The sequence below is a fragment of the Dyadobacter frigoris genome, assembly GCF_005280585.1.
Taxonomy (GTDB): Bacteria; Bacteroidota; Bacteroidia; order Cytophagales; family Spirosomataceae; genus Dyadobacter; species Dyadobacter frigoris.
Map to the genome: position 1 here is coordinate 184730 of NZ_SZVO01000004.1, position 19915 is coordinate 204644.

Below are 19915 nucleotides of genomic sequence, written 5' to 3' on the forward strand. Positions count from 1 at the left end.
TAGTAAACTAAGTCTTAAACAAATAAGCTCGCTGTGTATAAAAAATCAACTATGTTTCCATTCCTGTCCAGCCATACTTGAAATGCCTCGGTATTACTAAATTGCTGTGTAATTTCACGGTTAAAAAACATACCAAATGGTGCGGCTGCTTCCGTTTTCTTCTCGAACCCGCTGCTAAAGTGCATCTTAGAGGCAAATTCATAATTATCGACAAATTTAGTTACCTGCGTGGGGAAACTAGAAAGAGAAGAAAATTCTTGATTGTTTGGTGCGAAATACTCAACGGCAAGATTGTTACTTTCATCGTATAAAAGATTGCCTGGCCTATTTGGCATCGAGAAGGGATCCGACGCAATAATGTAATATGACACTTTATTTGCATCAGAAACATATCCGGTAGCCTGATCAAGATAAAGGTTTAAGGTAGCTATATAGTTGTTGATAGCTGGCGGAACAATGGTTTGTATTTCAGGTTCATCACGAACAATATCATATTCAAATTTAAAATAAGGCTTAACAGTTACTTCGTAGATGTGTTTGCCGGCATATGTCCCTTCTTGTGAATTTGTTTCCCATTTAACTACATAGGGAGTTCCGTTTAAAATATACTTTGCAGTATAATACCGTGTATTCACCGCAAAATCCTCCTGTCTGAAATCAGAAAAAGTACCACCTTTAATAGATAATGTAGAAAAAGTATTTTGCAATGAATCCGGTACCGTAGGGCTAAGCAACTTATATGCCCTAAGAACCCGGTTTGTGTTCAATGCAACGTAAAATAAAGTACTATCCGAGGAAAATCTTGCCTCCCAAAGTTTATCTTTTAATACAGTTTTCAGTGTAATATCCTTTGCGCGTGGATATGCATTTGTTAACACCTGAGCAACTCCATCCGGAACATCTTCACCACCGGCAGGTTGGAGATCCTTTACGTTATTGCACGATACCAATATCAGGAAAGTGAAAAAATAGAATATATGGCGGTGTAGTTTTATTTTCATAAGTCGTTAAACAGGACGAAATTAGATTTCTGCATTTATATCTTATAAGGTCAGACACCGTTTATCTGGGATAACGTTGCAATAAGTTTAAAATAATATTTGTAGTGATAGTAATAGTTCAAGAAGTAAGATCCTTGATGGGAGACTGCCAATTAAAATCAACCATTTTGCATATCATTCTGCCTGCAAACTTTTAACCGGATTCATTAAAGCAGCCTTGATACTCAGGTAACTGATTGTTCCAAAGGCTATAATGACCGAAAGGATTGCTGCAGCTGCAAAAATCCACCATTGGATATTTGTTTTATAGGCGAAGTTTTGAAGCCATTTGTTCATACCATAAAAGGCCAGGGGAGAAGCAATGACAAAAGCCAGCAAAACAAGTGAGAGAAAATCTTTGGATAAAAGCCCGACAATATTTCCCGTTGAAGCACCAAGCACTTTGCGCACACCGATTTCTTTGGTACGTTGAATGGTACTATAAGATGCAAGTCCAAGTAAACCAAGGCAAGAAATGAAAATGGCAAGGATGGCGAAATTGAAAAAAAGTTTTTCAAATCGTTCTTCGCTGCGATATTGACGGTCAAAAAATTCATCTGCAAAATAGTAACTGAAAGGGCGGTTTGGCATCAGTAGTTTCCATTGGTTTTCAACAATATCCAGTGTTTTCCTGATATTATTTCCTTCTATTTTGACAGAAATGAGATTACTATTTGCAGGATCAATACGCATGGTCAGCGGTTTGATTGTTTCGTGTAATGACACAAAGTGAAAATCTTTCATCACGCCAATAATTTTCCCTTCATGGCCCCATTGTTTGAATTTTTTGCCAATAGCTTCCTCAGGCGAACTGTACCCCAAAAGTTTTACGGCAGCTTCATTGACAATCATGGCGTCGGTAGTATCGGTTCCGAAATCTTTGGAAAAAATTCGTCCTGCCGCCATTTTTAGTTTGTATTGCGGCATATAATTAAAATCCACAAGATATAATCCAAGATGGCCTACCTGGAAATCGCCGCTTTTATTTTCAATTTCGGAATAAGCACCGTTAAATGCACCACCGGGAATACTGGAAGATGCAGCGGTGGACTGAATTCCTGCAAGTCCGTCGAGGGACTGTCGGAATACGGCGCGGTTAGGGGCACCTTCTGAATTGATTATCAGCATTTGATCTTTACTAAAACCCAGATCTCTGTCACGCATAAAAGTCATTTGTGTGTAAACAATAAGTGTGGCGATAATCAATATAATGGAAATTGAAAACTGGATGGTTACCAAACTTTTTCGGAGCAAGATTCCTTTAAAACCTGTGGTGAAACGTCCTTTTAAAACCTTTACCGGTTCAAAAGAAGATAAAATCAGTGCCGGATAAATGCCTGCCAACAGGCCGATAACTATGGCTGAGATAAATAGGCCCGGAACAAATAATGCATTTTCCAGTATTCCATAACTGATCGTTTTTCCTGCCAAATTGTTAAACCAGGGGATTAAAGAAGAGGAAAGAAGCAGTGATAAAATAAAAGCAAGGATACTTATCAATACAGATTCAACCAGAAATTGTCTGGCCAACAGTATTTTACCTGCACCAAATGTTTTTCGGATTCCGACTTCTTTTGCTCTTTCAGCAGAGCGTGCCGTGGATAAATTAATGAAATTGATACAGGCGATCAATAAGATAAAAATGGCGACAGCTGAAAAAATATAAATATTCGCAGCATTTCCCTTTTCAGCACCGCCACGATTTGAACGAAGATAAACCTGCCTCAATGGTTCCAGCGATAAAATGTAAACTACATGTGATTCTTTGAACATTTTTCCGGCATGACTTTCAAGAAAAGCAGGTAATTTCTTTTGAAGTGTTTTAGCTATTGATCCTGGTTTCAAAAGTAAGTAGGAAGTTGCGCCAAAATCACCCCAGTTTTCATCCAGTTTTTTATTGAGTTTCCGTGTAAAGGTTGACATCGAAATAAACATATCCGCCTTAATCTGCGAGTTTTCCGGAATATTTTTCATCACGCCGGTAACGGTGGCTGCCAGTGTGTCTGCTGATAAAAACAGTATTTGTCCGATTGGATCAGTGTTTCCAAAATATTTTCTTGCCGTTTTTTCTGTTAAAACAACACTCAACTGCTCTTTCAGGGCCGTTGAAGGGTTCCCATTCAGGAGCTGAAAATCAAAAACTTTGAACAAAGACGAATCTGCAAAAAAAGCCTTTTCTTCTTTGAACTGAATATTTCCCTTTCGAACGTTAAAATTCGCCGCATTTATCCTTGTAAAAGCTTCAACTTCCGGAAAATCATTTTTCATCCCTGGTGCAAACGCCCAGGTTGTGACATCAACTTCCAGCGTTTCTGATGGCGTTTTTATATCCGTTACCAGCCTGTAAATCCGGTCTGATTTTGAATGGAAATTGTCATAACTCAGCTCAAAATGTACATACAAACCAATAAGAAAACACGCCGACATACCGACGGTAAGCCCCATGATATTGATAAATGAAAAGGCTTTGTGTTTCCAAAGATTTCGAAATGCGATTTTGAAGTGGTTTTTGAGCATGGAAAAAGGGTTGGAGTTTGTGAACGGATTTACTGAGAGATGCTACTATCTGGTATTTTTAAAACTGATTGTTGCAAAAGTAATCACCATGCAAAGTATAACGACTCCTAAAAATACCCACTAATAAACTCTGGTTTTATCATCTTCATCCATTCATTCTGAATTTGTTAGCGTAAATTTTACCGTTAAATCAGTGCGTCAACTTTTTGTACACCTCTTTTTCAATCCCATCAACCTTTTGTATACCCTCTAAAATAGTTGCCGGATTTATTCCTGTCTACGTTTGCATTGCCTTCCGGAACCAGATGATCTGCAAACTGTGAGGGGAAATAATTCTATCATTTATCTAAATAATTTAGCATTTATTGCCATGAAAAATCTAATTATCAGAGCTCTGTTTATTTCATTATCGTTTACAACTTTCTCTTGTAACGAAAACGCGGATCCAGAGCCCGTGACACCTACGCAAACTGCGAAGATGGGGGATGTGAGTTTTACGGATGAAAAAACACCAATTTCAATGATTGATCCCGGTCATTTGCCAAACCGGGCGCCATCTACTTTTAACTGGGGGCTTGTCAATACAACAAAACTTGGCCTTGATAAAAGTATGAAGCTAACCAGTCCTTTTACAGTAGCAGCATATCCGGCTGGTGATATTGGATGGAAGAGTGATGGAGGATGTTATTCTGCGTTATTCCCTACAACGGTTACATTTTCCAATCTGGGAATTGCCAATATTAAAGATATTACTATCGAAAATTTAAAGATTTTAACATTCAAATCCTACCAGATCAATGCCGCTCCGGACGGTTCTTATTCCTGGACAAATTACTTACCTGTCGGAACCATTGTTGCCTGTAAAACAGCTGCCGGAAAGTATTATCTTTTAGAAGTTAAAGATATAGCCGTTCCTGGTTGGATCGAGTTAAATGTTTATCACGGTCTTTACTCAATTTAATTTGGTAACCGGCTTTAAATAAGATATTTGCATTAATATTGATGTTGAATATTTTACAACAAGAAACCCCTCCAATAAAATCGGAAGGGTTTTTTTAGTTTCTCACTTATTTTTCAACAAGTTTTTTATTTTCCAACCACTATTTTATGGGTTGAAAAAGTGCCGTTAACACGTGATATTTTGACAATATACATTCCCTGTGAAAGGCTTGTGAGGTCAATAAAACCATTACCGGATGCAAAGGAGGCTGATTTGTAAACTGTTGTTCCGTTAAGATTGCTCACAACAATATTTGTTACAGAGCTATAATCGCGGATAAATAATTTATCGGCAGACGGATTTGGATAAACGGATAAACCAGAATTTGTACCATCAAAAGTTATACTTTGAATACGGCTAAAAGCAAAAGTTCCGTCTTTATCCACCATGCGTAACCGGTAAAGATTTTCTCCCGATAGAGGCTTGTCGTCCGTAAAGGAATAGTTAACCTGTCTGTCACTTTCGCCATTTGCGGCGACATTGCCGATGTTATTCCAGTTTTTACCGGTTGTGCTGCGTTCAATATCAAAACGATCGGAATTGGTTTCAGCGGATGTAGTCCAGTAAAGTAAAGATGAGGCAGTCTCTGAACCTGCTGTTTTTTTCTGAGCGGTGAAATTAACCAGAGTAACAGGTAACGGCGTTGCAATACTACCGATCGCAAGGGCGGAAATCGTACCTGTCGCCGGAGTTGTACCCGTGATTGTACTTCCTTCTATATTACCGGTGGCATTAGCCGCAGTGCTCAAATTGATCCACTGCGTACCATCCCAACCTGCAAGCCGAAGATTTGCGGCCGTTGCAAAAGTGGTAAGGTCAGGTATTGAGGCAGTAATAGTTAATCCGGTAAAGCTACCCGTTACAGGTATCCAGTCCCAGAAACCTGCCTGGCTCACAGCTACTAATGTTCCGTCCAGAGTAGCTACACTATGCGTTTCTGCATCCGAAGGGTCAGTCACTGTCGAAGGATTTCCGCTGAACCACGCCACTGTAACTTGTGAAGTTGCTGTGGATGGAGCCGAAATACTTAATTGCCGTAAATCAGTACCGTTTCCTGTTGGAAATGTAAATGCAGTATTACCAATTTTGGAAACATAACCATCTACATGATTGGCGTCATCCGCAGCTGTTTGTGTAGCCGCAGGGCCAAATTTCAAAACGCCGAAAGGTGAAGTTCGTATTGTTTTGACAATTCCTGGCTGGGTGCCACCGCCACCGGTAACAAAGTTATGAGCTCCGAAAACTGTGATTTCGGCACCGCCGAAAACAGTTGTATTTCCCTGGCTGGCTTGCTGGGCATTTGCAAAAAGCGATAATCCCAGCAATGGAAATATTGAACATGCCCAAAGCCGGCATGAGGCCCTGGATGATTTTTTATATATTTTCATTTAAGTATATGTTATAAGTCTGTAATGATTTTCCTCTTTTCATTTTGAAAAGTACAGGCAACATTAATTAACTATATAACATACCCCGTTTAAAGAAACATTGTGGTTAATTGTGAACTCGGCGTCAGGCAAATAAAATCCTACGGCTCCGTTTGTGTAAATGATCGGTGTGTAGATTTCCCATGCATCGGCATGTTGAAGTCCGAAATTTCCTCCGCTTGGCCCTTGCTGCACAACTCTTGGTGTATAACCAGCAGGAATTAAGGCGATTCTGAACTCATTTCCATTTTCATTGGGAGCTAATGTCTCCAATGCATTAATGTTACCTTCCAGGCATACGACATTTCCCGTTCTTACAGCATTAACTGCAACGTTAACCTGGTCACTTGTATAACGGGTTGGTCCTGTCAATAATCCAAGAGGTGCAACAGTGACATTGGCCCTTAAAGTAAGATTTCCACTGGCATCTGCGGCGACACTTTTATCGGCCAGGGCAGCGGCAGGTAAAGTTTTGATTTGTGCATTTCCATCAACAATAAGTTTTCCGGCGTCTTTTGTAATAACTGTTTTGTTGGCGTTTGTTGCTTCCACTTCCAGATTTGAGTTTGCTCCGATGGTTGTAGAATTTGCTCCGATTTTCACCTGAGCGAATAGTGTAGAGGAGGTTAAGATGAATGCAGAAACGAAGGTAACCGCAAAAAGTTTGGTTGAGAATTGTAGTTTTCTTTTCATTTGAGTAAAATTGATAAGATTAATTTAAAAATATAACTTATTGATGGTGAGGAGATTTTTGTTTTGTATTTTTCGAAATATCTGTTACAGGTAGGTTAGCTGATTATTGACAGGAGGCCTGATGATACTTATCCTGAAATAGTTTTGAGAACTTTGTCTAATTATTTTAGCACAAATGTAGATTCATAATTCCTAAGGATTTGTAGAGGAATCCGACGCTTCGGGTAGTAATTTCTTTGTAAATTTTGTAGTAATTTCTTTGTTGTGTTTGATAAGATACAAACAGAAAAACCACAGACCTTGCCGTGGTTTTTCTGTTTCACATGTTTTTTACAAAAATCAGCCGTTAATAGGTTTCAGGACCAGGGCATTTTCACCGCTATAAGGTTTGTCCATCGTCAGGTTATTTTCTTCGCTGATACTGCGCAAAGTTTTTTGGTCCATGAATATGGAAATCGATTTGTACTCACCTCCCAAAGGCGGGATTTTTGAATATTTTGTCAATTGATTTCTTCGTAGAAACCTGAAATCGCCTGCTTCGAAAACATATTTTTCCCTATTGAAATACATTTCCGAATTGCCGGAAATAATAAAGCCAAAGACGTGCTCAGCTATGAATTGTTCTCCTTCACTGCTTTTGTGAGAATAACAGGAATATAAAATATGAGGATTTTTTTTTCCTTTTCTGAAGCGTCCATTTTAACCTTTAATTATTAGGACTTCAATCATTCTTCGCTTGTGTCAGTTGTTGCCCAAGCTCTGTTTCCAGAAAATTAACTGCCTCATGATGATCTGTGGAAATACTTACTGGCAGCCATTTTTCCATTTCTGCGGTTCTGGCGGCGTCAGCCAATTTTAATATAGCAATTGCCTCACTACCCAAAACTAAATGTACAGGAGGTTCGGGATTCTCAACCAGGTCGATCATCACTTTTGCTGCCTTGTCCGGATCGCCCATCGGAACAAAATTTCCGCTTGCAAAAAAATCTGCTCTTTGATCCACGGTTGTTTCATATCCCTCGATTTTTGGAGCGTAACTCATTGATGCACCGGCCCAATCGGTACGGAATCCGCCAGGTTCTACACAAGTAACAAAAATTCCGAGCGGTGAAACTTCTTTTGCCAAAGCCTCGCTAAATCCGCCCAAACCGAATTTTGCTGCCTGATACATCGTTAAGCCAGCATTCCCTACACGTCCGCCTACGGAACTTATTTGCAAAATTCGACCTGAACGCTGCTTACGCATTTGCGGTAAAACGGCACGCGTAATTTCAATGGGCGCATATAAATTTGTTTCAAGCTGGCTGCGAACCTGTTGATCCGTAAATGCTTCGGCAGCACCGATTATTCCAAATCCTGCATTGTTAACCAAAACATCAATTTTGCCAAAATAAGCTATCGCATCCGCAACGGACTGATAAATTTCTTCATGTATGGTTACGTCAAGTTTTACCGGGAAAACATGGTCCGGATACTTTTGTACCAGGTCGTTTAATTGTTCTGTATTTCGGGCAGTTGCCACAACTTTATCTCCTTTTTCAAGAACTGCTTCTGCCAGATTGCGCCCTAATCCGCGGGAGCTTCCTGTAATAAACCAAACTTTTGTCATCGTTTCCGTTTTTTATTGATATGACAAAGGTAAATTGGTTTACAAACGATCGTTTTGTTGAAAAGCTCAGATTGTTTTGTTGAAAAGCTCAAAGGAATTTAAGTTGAAATTAATCTTTGACCTGAAAAACTATTATGTGCCCGTATTGATCTCATTAACGAGCATTACATTCCGCAATTCCAGAATATTACTCACTTTCAGTTTTTTGAGGATTCTCATTTTTATTGTACTGATCGTTGATGTTTTTCTGCTGAAAATCTGTGCTATTTCAGAAACATTGATACCCTGGCAAATGTACTGGGCTATTTCGTATTCATGAAAAGTAAGATTGCGGTTTTCTTTTAAGCGGGTTGTTTTTTCAAATGCAGAAACGTCTCTGTTTGTGCCCAAAATCTCTTTACAGACATACCGGTTTCCATTCAATACTTTACTTATGCAGTCTATTAGCTCTGATTCATCGTTTTGTTTTGACAGATAACCCATAACACCGGATCTCAAAAAAGATACTGCCAGGTAGGGTCGAGGCTCTTCATCGTATACAATGATGGGACCAAAAGCATCTTTATCCTTTAATTTGTTTAAAAAACGCAAATTCCCGGCATCAGAATCAGGACTGATTCCAAGTATGGTCACATCCGTTTGGGCCTTTGTTTTAAGGAAAGAGCTCATGCAGGATGATTCCAGGATCAATATGTCGTTAAAGTTATCCTTGAGTAAAGCAATCAGGCCAATACGCATAACCGGATGTTTATCCACGAGGGCAATAGTTATCATTTTAAAGAGGGGTTGTTTTAATTTTATGGCTGGCATTTTGCACTGTTTTAAATCAGTCTTCAAGGCAATGCCTCAAAGATGACTTATGCTCAACATTTATAAATTCAATCCGTGTGTTAGTCATTAACGACGGTTTCGTATGACGAAAAATTATTCATTTATTTCACCGGATTTTTTCGATACAGTAATATGTCAGCTGTTTTTCGCAAAGGCTGGCTTTGTTCATTTACAGACAAAAACTTTCAGTTCTCCGGAAATAAATCGTCAATTAATGACAATTCTACCCAGGGACCTGAATTACAAATACGAAAAGTATATAAATAATATCACCCTAAGCTAAATCGAAGAATGATATTCCTATATTTAAAATGCTGTTTTGAATAACTTTAAATTAAAGTCCAGTTATAAGTTTTACTGCTTAAAAACAGATATTTAAATAAAAAAAGTGCAGACGTTATGAGAGGATTGAGATGAGGCAGTTTTAAATAATTTTTCATGATATTTTAATTTTAATAAAGTGAGAAATACGTATTATAAAGATATGTAATAATTTATCAGAAATCAATTTAGTAACCGTGCCTGGCCATATTCTAATTTAGCCGAAAATATGATTACACTTATTTTTGCCCTTTTAATAACAGGGAATTGCAAAATCCGCAGTTTGGTACAGCCATATGGAACAAGGATAATTTCTTCTTCTTCCGGTCTTGTTTCTATGTTATAAATCTTACTGAAAGCTACCTGTCCGGCCATTTCATTATATAATTTCCATGACGGAATCCGCCTTGACAATGCGTTCGAATTTTTACTATTTTACCCGAATAAATTAAAAGCAGATTATCATGTCATTTATAAATTTCAATTCTGGTAAAATTGTGCAGATATGGGACGGGATTTCCGGCACGCTTGCGCATACTGAAAATTCAACTTTTGGATATTTTACGATTGAAAACGGTACCGATTTACCTGAGCACAGCCATATTCATGAGCAGTGCTGTCATGTGCTTGAAGGAGAGCTGGAATTTAATATCAACGGAGAAATCCAATTGCTGACCAAAGGTATGGCGGCATTCATTCCATCCATGGCACCTCATTCGGCCAGAGCTTTGACTGAATGTAAAGTAATTGATTGTTTCACGCCGGTGAGAGAGGATTTTGTTGCGTTGGAAAAACAGTAATTCTGATTTTAAAATCCGGTCACAATCCGAAAGGAAATAATTTATTTCTGATTGTGACCGGTATGTTTTTTGTTTAAACAACTAATGTCTGCAAAGCGCTGACCAGTTTGTCTATATCACTTAAAGAATTATAAATGTGCGGGGCAATACGAATTCCGCCAGTCGGCGCAGTAGCAATTCCGAACAGATCGTAAAGTTTTTGGGTAATATCAGCTGGTTTTTTACCTGGTAAATTGATATTCGTAATGCCGGCACTTAGCTCAGGAGAAATTGGCGTGAGGAATGTAATAGCCGGAATTTTAGTCCTGATCTGATCTTTTAAATAATCATTGAGCTGCACAACACGGTTGGCGATATTGGTTTTACCGATAGTTTTATGAAAATTTACAGTCTCTACCAGTCCCGCAAGTGTGGCTTCATTTCGCTGGCCGAGTGCACAAAATTTTTCGTCGACCGTCATGTTGCTGTCTTTCCAGCCAACGCTGATGATATTCGGCCAGACCTGAGCAACTTTATCTTTTTTGATATATAAAATTCCATTTTCCAGAGGTCCCATAAACCATTTATGCGTACTTCCGGTGTAGAAATCACAACCCATCAATTTCAGGTTCAGATCAGTTGATCCAAGTGATTGTGCTCCATCCACAAACGAAAGAATATTTTTAGAGCCAGCGAGTTCACAAATTAATTTTGCGGGTAATGCGATGCCGCTCGTATTTGAAATGTGTGAAAATGCAATCAGTTTTGTTTGTGGTGTAATCGCTTCGCGAAAAGGTTTTACCAGTTCCTCCACCGATTTCGGATTTTCGGGCATACTTACTTTTTTAACCTTGAAACCGTATCTTTTCGCACGTTCTTCCCAGGCAACGCCATTGGAAGGATGATTTTGGTCCCACAAAATAATTTCATCCCCGGCTTTCAGATCAAGTCCGTTTACAATGATATTATTACTTTCGGAAGTATTTCTGGTAATACCGATTTCGTCAGGTGCAACACCGGTATACATAGCCAGCGCCTCAATCGAATTTTTTCTGCCTTCTGTAAATTGTTTCCGGTATTGAAATGACACATCTTTTGACAAGCCGGACATAATCCCGGAAACCTTTTCGTTTACGGAAGCCGGGGCGGGACAAAGATTCGCGGCGTTCAGCATAATCAGATTCGACGGTACTGCAAATTGTTTTTTAATCTGTGCCCAGTACTTTTCATCTTGTAAAAAAAAACCGTTATGAACCGGCATTGCGGTTGTCTCTTTCGGGTACAAAATGCCCGGGAGTGATATCGCGGCCAGTGAGCCCGTTCCCAGATTTTTCAGGAAATTTCTTCTTGCGTTTTGGGTTGTAGTTTTGAATTTCATAATATATAAACAGGAGTGACTGAATGATGCGGATACAGGAAAATTGCACGCATTTAAATTTAAACAAATGCCACTAATTTTGAGCTTTTTTTCTTTTCGTCACACGGATTGACGTTTCTGTCACTGATATTTTTTTGGATAAAATTCCTGCCCTAACATTGTTGAAAAAATAAGATATGAAACTACGATTGAGTGAATTTTGGCTGGCAACGCTTTGCTGGATTTTTGGTGTTTATACATTTCTTGACAACGCCTTTTCAGCGAATCAGCCGCATCGACCCTATATTGATGAAATGACGCAGCTCTTTGGGGAAAAAGGTTTGCCATATGATTATGACACCTATTTTCTTTTACCTCGAATTTCGGTGGCTACGGGTTTATATCTCAGTTTTATTTTCCTGAACAACTGGGTTTTTCCTAAGTATCAGCCTCGTAAAAAGTGGAATATCATTGCTCTTCTTATAATCTTCACTTTTGTCTTTTTAACAACGATATACGCCAGCTATTATCGTTATGACAACTTCCTGGCATATCCTTCATTTGGTCAAAGTTTTATTAACAGCGTTCCGGCGACATTCAAAATATTTCTATTGTTTCTGAGCTACACGATTATCAAAAACCTCGTGTTACTTTATCTGGTTGGGAACAATAAAAGTCAAACTTTACGCACCAGAATCATGAGGGAGGTACTTGCGGTTTTCCTGATTTGGGCTGCTATTTCGTTTGTTTTAATGAAAAGTGATAACAGTGATTTTGGCCCTTTCTGGCTTTGCCTAATTCCGTGCGGTTATTTTGTTTATGCTTTCAATCTGTATTTTCTAATACCAAATTATCAAAAAGAGCCAAACAAGCTCTCGGGCTACGTTATCAGACTTTTGTGTGCTTTGATTCTTGCAGGATTTTTCTCAATGATTTTTTTAAAAGGTCTTGACAAACTTTCGCCGCCTAAGGCTTTTTTAACAATGCATTCTCTCGTTTTTGCAATAGCCGTTTTATTCTCATGGTTTATTTATAACCAAAACAAAGATCAGCTCCAACAACTGTATTCACTCAAAACTGAACTTGGAAAATCTTCTGCTGACCTGCAATTTCTTCGATCGCAAATCAATCCTCATTTTCTTTTCAACGTACTGAATACCTTATACGGAACAGCGATTCAGGAAAATGCAGACAGGACGTCCGAAGGAATTCAAAAACTGGGGAATATGATGCGGTTTATGCTTTATGAAAATAACCTGGAAATGATCCCCGTAGCACGTGAAGTGGATTATCTGAAAGATTATATTCACTTGCAGAATCTTCGGCTGGCGAAATCTGAAAATATTAAAGTCGAAGTAAATATTTCTGAAAATTCCTGTCAGCATTCCATTGCGCCGATGCTTTTAATTCCGTTTATTGAAAATGCTTACAAACATGGAATCAGTTTACAAAATCGTTCATGGATCAACATTTCGCTGAGGTGCCAGGATAGTAAGCTGGAACTGGATGTTTATAACAGTATTCATCCTAAAAACCAGACTGATCCGGAAAATGAACATAAAGGAATTGGTCTGGAAAATGTACGCCAGCGGCTTGATTTGATGTATCCGGAAAAATATGAATTGACGATCCGTGAATCTCAGATAGAATATTTTGTACACCTTACTTTAAGTTTTTAGGCAAGGTATTTACTTTGAAAAGATAACCAAAAATGAATGTAACGATAAAAGCGATTGCCGTTGACGATGAGCCTATTGCGTTGGAAATTATTGAAGCGTTAGCATCGAAAGTTTCGTTTTTAGATTTGCCGGCCAGTTTTGTCAATGCTTTTGACGCGATAAAATATTTGAAAGAAAATCCGGTTGACCTGATTTTTCTGGATATCAAAATGCCGGATATTTCAGGGTTTGAAATGTTAAAAGCACTGGATAAAAAACCGCTTGTTATCTTTACAACTGCTTATACCGAACACGCTTTTAAAAGTTATGAACTGGATGCTGTGGACTATTTGCTCAAACCATTTTCGTTAGAGCGTTTTTCCAAAGCCTGTGATAAAGCAGCAGAAATATTGGAGTTCCGGAATAAAACTTTAATGCAAAAACCTGATTTTCTGTTTCTTAAATCTGGTTTTGGGCAGGTGAAGATTTTTTTTGATGATATTTTATTTATTGAAAGTTCGGGTAACTATATGGTTTTTATGCTTCAAAACAGCAAAACTTTATCCCGGCTGACGATGAAAGAAGTTTTGCAGTTTTTACCGGAAACTGATTTTATCCGGGTACATCGTTCATTTATTGTATCCAAAAACCGCGTCAGTAAAATTGAACGTAATCAATTACACATTGGCAAAAACATTGTTCCGGTAGGCAGTATGTTTTCAGATCAAGTTGAGACTTGTTTTTCCGATATCTCATCATAAGACAAGATGAAAATATCGCTTGACACCTTGGGTTTTGCACACCTCGTCCCTTCGGCTTTAGCCACAGAAACAGGAGTATAAATTTATCGTTTATATCTTTTATTGAAACTAATCACCCCTGAAATAGCCATGAAAATTAATCAGCTTCTGATACTAATTCTCCTTTTAAGTACATCCTGTCTTACCTCCGCACAAACTTCTAAATCTAAAAAATACATCGTTAACGGTTACGTTGGCGGATTCAGAGGACTGGTAAATACGGAACAGATTGATGCGAAAAAACTCACACATATCAATTACGCATTTGTCAATGTACAGGACAGTCTTGCTGTACTCACTAATCTTGCAACAGATTCGACCAATTTTAGAAAGCTGAATGCACTTAAACTTATTAATCAGGATCTCAAAATTGTCATTTCAATCGGTGGCTGGGCGTGGAGTGAGAATTTTTCAGATGCCGTATTGACAGAATCTTCAAGGAAAAAATTTGCCGTTTCCAGTGTTGAAATAATCCGTCAATATGATCTGGATGGTGTTGATATTGACTGGGAATATCCGGGCATGAAAGGAGAAGAAGGAAATATTTACCGGCCTGAGGACAAGCAAAATTTTACGCTTATGTTCAAGGCAATTCGTGAAGAGCTTGATAAACTGGCACTTGAAAAAGGTGAAAAATATCTGCTTACAACTGCTGTTGGAGGATCGAAATCTTTCGTAGAACATACAGAAATGGGTAACGTTGCTCAATATACCGATTATATCCTGATCATGACTTACGATTATGGTGGAAAAAACGGAACCGTTGGCCATCATACCAATTTATACGCTGACAAAGGAGATTCAACCATGTCATCTGCTGATCGTTCTGTTCAAAATTTTATTGCAGCAGGTGTTCCTGCGGAAAAAATTGGACTTGGTGCCGCATTTTATGGAAAAGGTTGGGAAGCTGAAAATATTACGGCAAACGGTTTAGGTCAAAAAAGGATAAAATCCGTGCAGGGTGGGGGTTATACCAAAATCAAGGATACACTGATTAATCAGAACGGATACAAAAAATTCTATGATAAAAAAGCAAAAGCCTCTTACCTTTTTAATCCTGTAACGAAAATTCTCATCACCTATGATGACGAAAAATCAATTAAAGCGAAGTGTAAATATGTAAAAAGGAAAAAGCTTGCTGGCATCTTTTTCTGGGAATATTTTAGTGATCCCAAAGGATATCTGCTCTCCGAAATTAATGAGAATCTGGAATAATTTTGAATGATAGAATGAGTGAATGATAGAATGTTGGATAACGGGAACTAATTCGCTCAGTCCCGCACTTTTTTCATTCTATCATTCTATCATTCTATCATTCTATCATTCTATCATTCTATCATTCTATCATTCTATCATTCTATCATTCTATCATTCCAGAATCCGCCGGTTAGTAACTGGTAGTCAAATTAGATCAATTTGTATAAAATGTTTTCTACGAAATATATTAATTTAGTAGAACTATTTCGAATCTATTGATCTAATATTCAGGAATATGAAACATTTTCAACATGGGTTAGCCATCTTAATTTTTCTATGCTTTTTTACTTCCTTAGCTTATGGAATAGATATCACCCAAACGATAACTTCCGGAGGAAAAAGCAGAAGTTTTGTTTTTCACGCACCAGGAAGTACCGTAGCACAAAATCTGCCGTTATTGTTCGTTTTTCATGGTGATGGTGGAAGCGGCTCAGGAATTAAAGGAACTACCGGTTTTGACGCCATCGCCGATGTCAATAATTTTATCGTCGTTTATCCCAATGCAGACAATGATGGCAATGGCTGGAATCGGGCTATTGATCAGTTAAAAGATGTAAATTTCACATCCGATATGATCGATTATTTTTGTTCAACTTATCATATCAACGCCCAGAAAGTTTATGCCTCCGGACATTCGGCGGGAGGTTTTATGACATATAATCTTGCGGTTAATCTTGCCGGGAGAGTTGCCGCTTTCGCTCCGGTTGCCGGGAATATGTATGCCAATAATGGCAATTATTCTTATTTCAGCAGTGCCAGTTTCAAGCCGGTTCCTATCTTACATATTCATGGTGATCCTGATGGAACTGTTGATTATCCCGATCCGGATCATCAGCCTACGGACTGGAGCGAGTGGCCGCTTACCGAATTTTCCTATTACACCTGCGGTAAAATTACCTACACACTTCCTAATACGACAATCGCGCCGAATGTTACAAAACTTTCTTTTTGCGTTGGTTCTCCGCCTGCAACCAAAGAGATTTCATTGATCCGGGTAGTGGGTGTCGGACATAGCTGGCCTGCCGTTTCAGGCTTCAATCCGGCTCAGGTTATCTGGGATTTTGTGAAAGCTTATTCCATAACAACGGTGCCTTCCTGCCCGGTTGTTCCGGAAACGCCAACCTATGCTGAGGGAACCATTCATACGCAAGGAAATACGATCATGAGTCCTTGTAATGAGGTGTTTATACCAAGAGGTGTGAATTATTCGCTGGCGGATGACTGGGAATTTCCAGCCAATATCAACGGAGATCCGACTGGTGTAAATAATGAACTGTCAGCCGAAATAATCAAGGCGAAACCTAATATTGTCAGAATCGAATGGTATGCAAACCGCGCTGCAAACTGGAAACCTTATGTCGTTGCAGATCTTGACGTAGTGGTCACCCGTTTTCAAAACGCAGGAATAGTTTCTGTGATCGATTTACATGACCTGACTTGTTCGGACGATTATACCCAATTTAATAATATCATTTTGCCCTGGTGGAAGCAGCAGTCGGTTAAGGATTTGATTACCAAACATAAAGGTTTTGTTATAGTCAACGTTGCCAACGAATTTGGAAATGTGAACTGGGCTTCCGATCCGGCAACGGCCTATGCAACCTGGCTTAATCATTATAAAACAGTCATAACAGATTTGCGTACTGCCGGAATTCAGGTTCCGCTGATGATCGATGCCCCCGATTGTGGCCAAAGTCTGGATATTGCTTTGCAGGCCGGAGCCGCACTCATAACGCAGGATCCTATGCATAACATTATCATGAGTGCGCACGCATATTGGTACGCCGATAATGCCGCAGCTATGGAAGCACGTGTTCAGCAAATTGCCGATGCTGCATTTCCGATTGTTCTGGGAGAAATTGCGAACATTCAGGATGCTACCGGCCCTTGCTCCAATACGATTCCAGCGTATAAAGATCTCCTGCAAAGCTGCCAGAATCATAACGTAGGCTGGCTGGCCTGGACATGGACGGACGATTTTTGCGAAGGAGTTAACGGTCGCCGGATCAGTATGAATGGAGGTTTTACCAATCTTTCAACTTATGGCAATACGATCATAAACGACCCGAATTTTGGACTTGCTACACATGCTGCAAAAATGAATGTGTTATGTTTGAGCACGCCGCTGCCTGTTAAATTACAATCTTTTGAAGCAAAAGAAACCGAAGAAAATCAGATCTTGGTGCAGTGGAAAACGAGTAGTGAAATCAATTTCAAACAATTTGAGCTGGAAAGAAGTGTTGATGGAAAACATTTTGAACAACTGGCTGTTTTGAAACCGGCTATTCCTTTAAATACTTCGGGCTATCATTTTGAAGATACTAAACTTATAGAGAAAGAATATTATTACCGGCTAAAAATGGTCGATCTGGATGAGACTTTTGCTTATTCAGGAATTGTTTCTGTCGAGCGAAAAACAGAGGAGGAAATAACAGTTTATCCTTCTCCGGCTCGTGATTTTATCCAGATTAAAGCCGATGAAAATGCTTTTCCGGCAAAGATTAAAATCATCGACCAGTCCGGAAGAACAGTTTTGTGTCAAATAATTTTAAAACAAAGCCAAAAGATTAATATTGAAGGCCTTGCAGCGGGATTGTATATCATTTCAATGCAGGATAAAGTGGTTGGGAAAGTGATTGTCCAGGAGAAATAAACATTGCCTGAATTCTGTCCATGATCAGCCGTAATTTTGATGATCATAGGACAGAATTGTTTTTTTATAAGTAAAAAAAATCAGGCTCTGTTCATTGAAACAAGAATTTTACGAACCAGGTCAAGAACATTTTTTCGAAGTAATATGCTTACTATACCAAAAATTATAAAGGCGCCTAACAAAATGACATAACCCAGATAGCCACTGTTCAATGATTTATTAAGGAAATTCCCAAGCAGTATCAAACAAGTGATAAGCATTGTAAAAGCTGAAACAGCAGTTAAAACATAAAAGATTATTGAAGCAGACAATGATTCAAAAACGGGCAGGATTTGCTGTTTTACAATATCAAATTTGTTATCAATAAATCTGATAACGTTATGAATGAGTTTTTTGCCTTCTTCCGGTAAAGAGGCGACTATTTTTAAAGACGGTTTTGAAACTTCCGGTGTGCTTGTGCCATGTTTTTCTACCACTTCCAGTCTCGAAATTAATACTGCATGTTCATTCGGTGAAATATCTTCACCATCCGTTTTGGCATAAACCTTGGTAAATTCTGCACCGAAATATAGGATAATTGAGGAATAATAAACCCAGGTTAGCAGGATCACAATGGAAGCTGATGCTCCATAAGTAGCGCCAAGATCCTGCTGGCCGAGGTACAAACTGATTCCGGATTTTCCGATTGCAAAGAGAACGGCGGTAAAAGCAGCACCAATCATACATTCTTTCCAGCGTACATGTCCGTCGGGCAAAACTTTAAAAATGGCCGTAAACAAAGCTGTAAGCACAATCAGTACCAAAATAATATTTAAACCGGTGAAAATAATGACGGAAACTTCGGAAAAGTAACGTTCCAACCTGCTGCTTAATAAGTCGATGGCGGTATTAACTCCCAATGATACGATCAATAAAAAGCCCAGCGTCAGGATTACTGAAAAAGATAAAAGCCGGTTTTTTAGATACGCCAGCCAGCTCTTTTTAGGTTTTGATTTGATAGACCATATATAATTGATCGAATCCTGGATTTCTGCAAAAACCCCGGTTGCACCAATTAAAAGCGTAACTACACCCACAGTAGCTGCCACGGTTGATTTATTGGATACTTCGGCATTCTTGATAATTTCTTGTAGCTGAACGGCAGCATCTTTTCCAACCAGTCCGCTTATCTGACCAAATAATTCGCCCGTAAAAGCCTCTTTGCCATAAAAAAAACTTACAACAGAAATGATAACAAGCAGCATGGGAGCCAGGGAAAATATAGTATAGTATGATAACGCAGCAGCCAGTTTCAGGCCATTATCATTCAAGAATTCATTAAAACTGTCTTTAATGAGTGAGAAAGTAAATTTTATTTTGTTCATAACGGTCTGTACGGTTGACAGTTGCTTGATGAAATTTTCTCCATCAGATAAATTTTTATGCCAAGGAAAAACGGCTTAAAATGTGTAGGTTTATATGCTCACGTGATGGCATGAAATTTGAGTTGTTCAGGAAAGAATCAAACTACCGTTCTTATGGAAATTAAAACAAACCAAGCCACAAAAAATCGTCCGGAAGGAGACAGGGTTATTGACGCTCCTTATGTTTTTATTGATATTCCCGGTTTTGTTGAACAATTAAAAAGCGAAAAGTCATGGGAGAAAAACGATAGGAACGGAATCACTGTTTTTAAATCCGCAGGACTGACAATGGTTATCACAGCCTTGAAATCAGGAGCTGTCCTGAATCATCAGCGAATGGAAGAGTTTTTTACTTTGCAGGTCATGCAGGGGGAAATTCAGACCGAAACGGATGGTAAAATCGTGCAAAGTATTCAGGGACAGGTAGCTGTTTTTCATCCCAATATGGCACATACGATTTTGGCTTTATCTGATTCGGTTTTGATGATGACAACCTATGTCTGCACGTAATGCAGTTCGATATTTCAGCTTATTACTCTTTGATTAAAAACGATAGTGTCGTTCTTTTGG

At 38.8% G+C, this 19915-nt stretch carries 16 protein-coding genes; 7 read left to right on the forward strand and 9 right to left on the reverse strand.

What is annotated here, in order from left to right; translation table 11 throughout:
* Positions 1–14 precede the first annotated feature (14 nt).
* On the reverse strand, positions 15–1001 hold the full coding sequence (locus tag FDK13_RS10015; RefSeq protein WP_137339850.1) for a hypothetical protein: 987 nt from the start codon (positions 999–1001) through the stop codon (positions 15–17).
* 174 nt (positions 1002–1175) lie between these two features.
* Positions 1176–3557: an ABC transporter permease gene (locus tag FDK13_RS10020; protein WP_137339851.1), complete on the reverse strand. Its 2382-nt coding sequence runs from the start codon at positions 3555–3557 to the stop codon at positions 1176–1178.
* 370 nt (positions 3558–3927) lie between these two features.
* Here FDK13_RS10020 and FDK13_RS10025 point away from each other — a divergent pair, with 370 nt between their 5' ends.
* Positions 3928–4518: a hypothetical protein gene (locus tag FDK13_RS10025; protein ID WP_137339852.1), complete on the forward strand. Its 591-nt coding sequence runs from the start codon at positions 3928–3930 to the stop codon at positions 4516–4518.
* A gap of 125 nt (positions 4519–4643) precedes the next feature.
* Here the strand turns inward: FDK13_RS10025 and FDK13_RS10030 are convergent, their stop codons facing one another.
* The 5 genes from FDK13_RS10030 to FDK13_RS10050 form a co-directional block, all read right to left on the reverse strand.
* Positions 4644–5945, reverse strand: coding sequence for a T9SS type A sorting domain-containing protein (locus tag FDK13_RS10030; protein ID WP_137339853.1), 1302 nt, complete (start codon positions 5943–5945; stop codon positions 4644–4646).
* 63 nt (positions 5946–6008) lie between these two features.
* A complete protein-coding gene (locus FDK13_RS10035) occupies positions 6009–6677 on the reverse strand; it encodes a hypothetical protein (protein WP_137339854.1) in 669 nt (222 codons plus the stop codon).
* A 339-nt stretch (positions 6678–7016) separates the two neighbouring features.
* Positions 7017–7340, reverse strand: coding sequence for a hypothetical protein (locus FDK13_RS10040; protein WP_374756093.1), 324 nt, complete (start codon positions 7338–7340; stop codon positions 7017–7019).
* 58 nt (positions 7341–7398) lie between these two features.
* Positions 7399–8286, reverse strand: coding sequence for an oxidoreductase (locus FDK13_RS10045; protein ID WP_137339856.1), 888 nt, complete (start codon positions 8284–8286; stop codon positions 7399–7401).
* A 132-nt stretch (positions 8287–8418) separates the two neighbouring features.
* On the reverse strand, positions 8419–9060 hold the full coding sequence (locus tag FDK13_RS10050; RefSeq protein WP_170982767.1) for a response regulator transcription factor: 642 nt from the start codon (positions 9058–9060) through the stop codon (positions 8419–8421).
* Between the two features lie 842 nt (positions 9061–9902).
* Here FDK13_RS10050 and FDK13_RS10055 point away from each other — a divergent pair.
* Positions 9903–10238, forward strand: a complete 336-nt coding sequence (locus tag FDK13_RS10055) for a cupin domain-containing protein (RefSeq protein ID WP_137339858.1) — start codon at positions 9903–9905, stop codon at positions 10236–10238.
* Positions 10239–10311: 73 nt separating this feature from the next.
* Here FDK13_RS10055 and FDK13_RS10060 read toward each other — a convergent pair whose 3' ends face one another.
* Positions 10312–11595, reverse strand: a complete 1284-nt coding sequence (locus FDK13_RS10060) for an aminotransferase class V-fold PLP-dependent enzyme (protein WP_137339859.1) — start codon at positions 11593–11595, stop codon at positions 10312–10314.
* A 176-nt stretch (positions 11596–11771) separates the two neighbouring features.
* Between FDK13_RS10060 and FDK13_RS10065 the strand changes: the two genes are divergently transcribed.
* From FDK13_RS10065 to FDK13_RS10085, 4 genes are all read left to right on the forward strand, one after another.
* Positions 11772–13253 carry a sensor histidine kinase gene (locus FDK13_RS10065; protein ID WP_137339860.1) on the forward strand — a complete coding sequence of 494 codons (1482 nt, stop codon included), beginning with the start codon at positions 11772–11774 and terminating at the stop codon, positions 13251–13253.
* Between the two features lie 32 nt (positions 13254–13285).
* Complete coding sequence (locus tag FDK13_RS10070) at positions 13286–13993, forward strand: LytR/AlgR family response regulator transcription factor (protein ID WP_137339861.1); 708 nt, start codon at positions 13286–13288, stop codon at positions 13991–13993.
* A gap of 129 nt (positions 13994–14122) precedes the next feature.
* A complete protein-coding gene (locus tag FDK13_RS10075) occupies positions 14123–15247 on the forward strand; it encodes a glycoside hydrolase family 18 protein (RefSeq protein WP_137339862.1) in 1125 nt (374 codons plus the stop codon).
* Between the two features lie 277 nt (positions 15248–15524).
* A complete protein-coding gene (locus FDK13_RS10085; protein ID WP_137339864.1) occupies positions 15525–17942 on the forward strand; it encodes a cellulase family glycosylhydrolase in 2418 nt (805 codons plus the stop codon).
* Between the two features lie 80 nt (positions 17943–18022).
* Here FDK13_RS10085 and FDK13_RS10090 read toward each other — a convergent pair whose 3' ends face one another.
* A complete protein-coding gene (locus FDK13_RS10090; RefSeq protein WP_137339865.1) occupies positions 18023–19306 on the reverse strand; it encodes a YihY/virulence factor BrkB family protein in 1284 nt (427 codons plus the stop codon).
* A 153-nt stretch (positions 19307–19459) separates the two neighbouring features.
* Here FDK13_RS10090 and FDK13_RS10095 point away from each other — a divergent pair, with 153 nt between their 5' ends.
* Positions 19460–19855 carry a cupin domain-containing protein gene (locus FDK13_RS10095; RefSeq protein WP_137339866.1) on the forward strand — a complete coding sequence of 132 codons (396 nt, stop codon included), beginning with the start codon at positions 19460–19462 and terminating at the stop codon, positions 19853–19855.
* Positions 19856–19915: the final 60 nt, after the last annotated feature.

Bases quoted from the DNA above. Each gene is read 5' to 3' on its own strand.
- FDK13_RS10050 (WP_170982767.1), bottom strand. From the start codon at position 9,060: ATGATAACTATTGCCCTCGTGGATAAACATCCGGTTATGCGTATTGGC.
- FDK13_RS10055 (WP_137339858.1), top strand. From the start codon at position 9,903: ATGTCATTTATAAATTTCAATTCTGGTAAAATTGTGCAGATATGGGAC.
- FDK13_RS10085 (WP_137339864.1), top strand. From the start codon at position 15,525: ATGAAACATTTTCAACATGGGTTAGCCATCTTAATTTTTCTATGCTTT.
- FDK13_RS10060 (WP_137339859.1), bottom strand. From the start codon at position 11,595: ATGAAATTCAAAACTACAACCCAAAACGCAAGAAGAAATTTCCTGAAA.
- FDK13_RS10065 (WP_137339860.1), top strand. From the start codon at position 11,772: ATGAAACTACGATTGAGTGAATTTTGGCTGGCAACGCTTTGCTGGATT.
- FDK13_RS10035 (WP_137339854.1), bottom strand. From the start codon at position 6,677: ATGAAAAGAAAACTACAATTCTCAACCAAACTTTTTGCGGTTACCTTC.
- FDK13_RS10045 (WP_137339856.1), bottom strand. From the start codon at position 8,286: ATGACAAAAGTTTGGTTTATTACAGGAAGCTCCCGCGGATTAGGGCGC.
- FDK13_RS10025 (WP_137339852.1), top strand. From the start codon at position 3,928: ATGAAAAATCTAATTATCAGAGCTCTGTTTATTTCATTATCGTTTACA.
- FDK13_RS10015 (WP_137339850.1), bottom strand. From the start codon at position 1,001: ATGAAAATAAAACTACACCGCCATATATTCTATTTTTTCACTTTCCTG.
- FDK13_RS10075 (WP_137339862.1), top strand. From the start codon at position 14,123: ATGAAAATTAATCAGCTTCTGATACTAATTCTCCTTTTAAGTACATCC.
- FDK13_RS10030 (WP_137339853.1), bottom strand. From the start codon at position 5,945: ATGAAAATATATAAAAAATCATCCAGGGCCTCATGCCGGCTTTGGGCA.
- FDK13_RS10020 (WP_137339851.1), bottom strand. From the start codon at position 3,557: ATGCTCAAAAACCACTTCAAAATCGCATTTCGAAATCTTTGGAAACAC.
- FDK13_RS10095 (WP_137339866.1), top strand. From the start codon at position 19,460: ATGGAAATTAAAACAAACCAAGCCACAAAAAATCGTCCGGAAGGAGAC.
- FDK13_RS10090 (WP_137339865.1), bottom strand. From the start codon at position 19,306: ATGAACAAAATAAAATTTACTTTCTCACTCATTAAAGACAGTTTTAAT.
- FDK13_RS10070 (WP_137339861.1), top strand. From the start codon at position 13,286: ATGAATGTAACGATAAAAGCGATTGCCGTTGACGATGAGCCTATTGCG.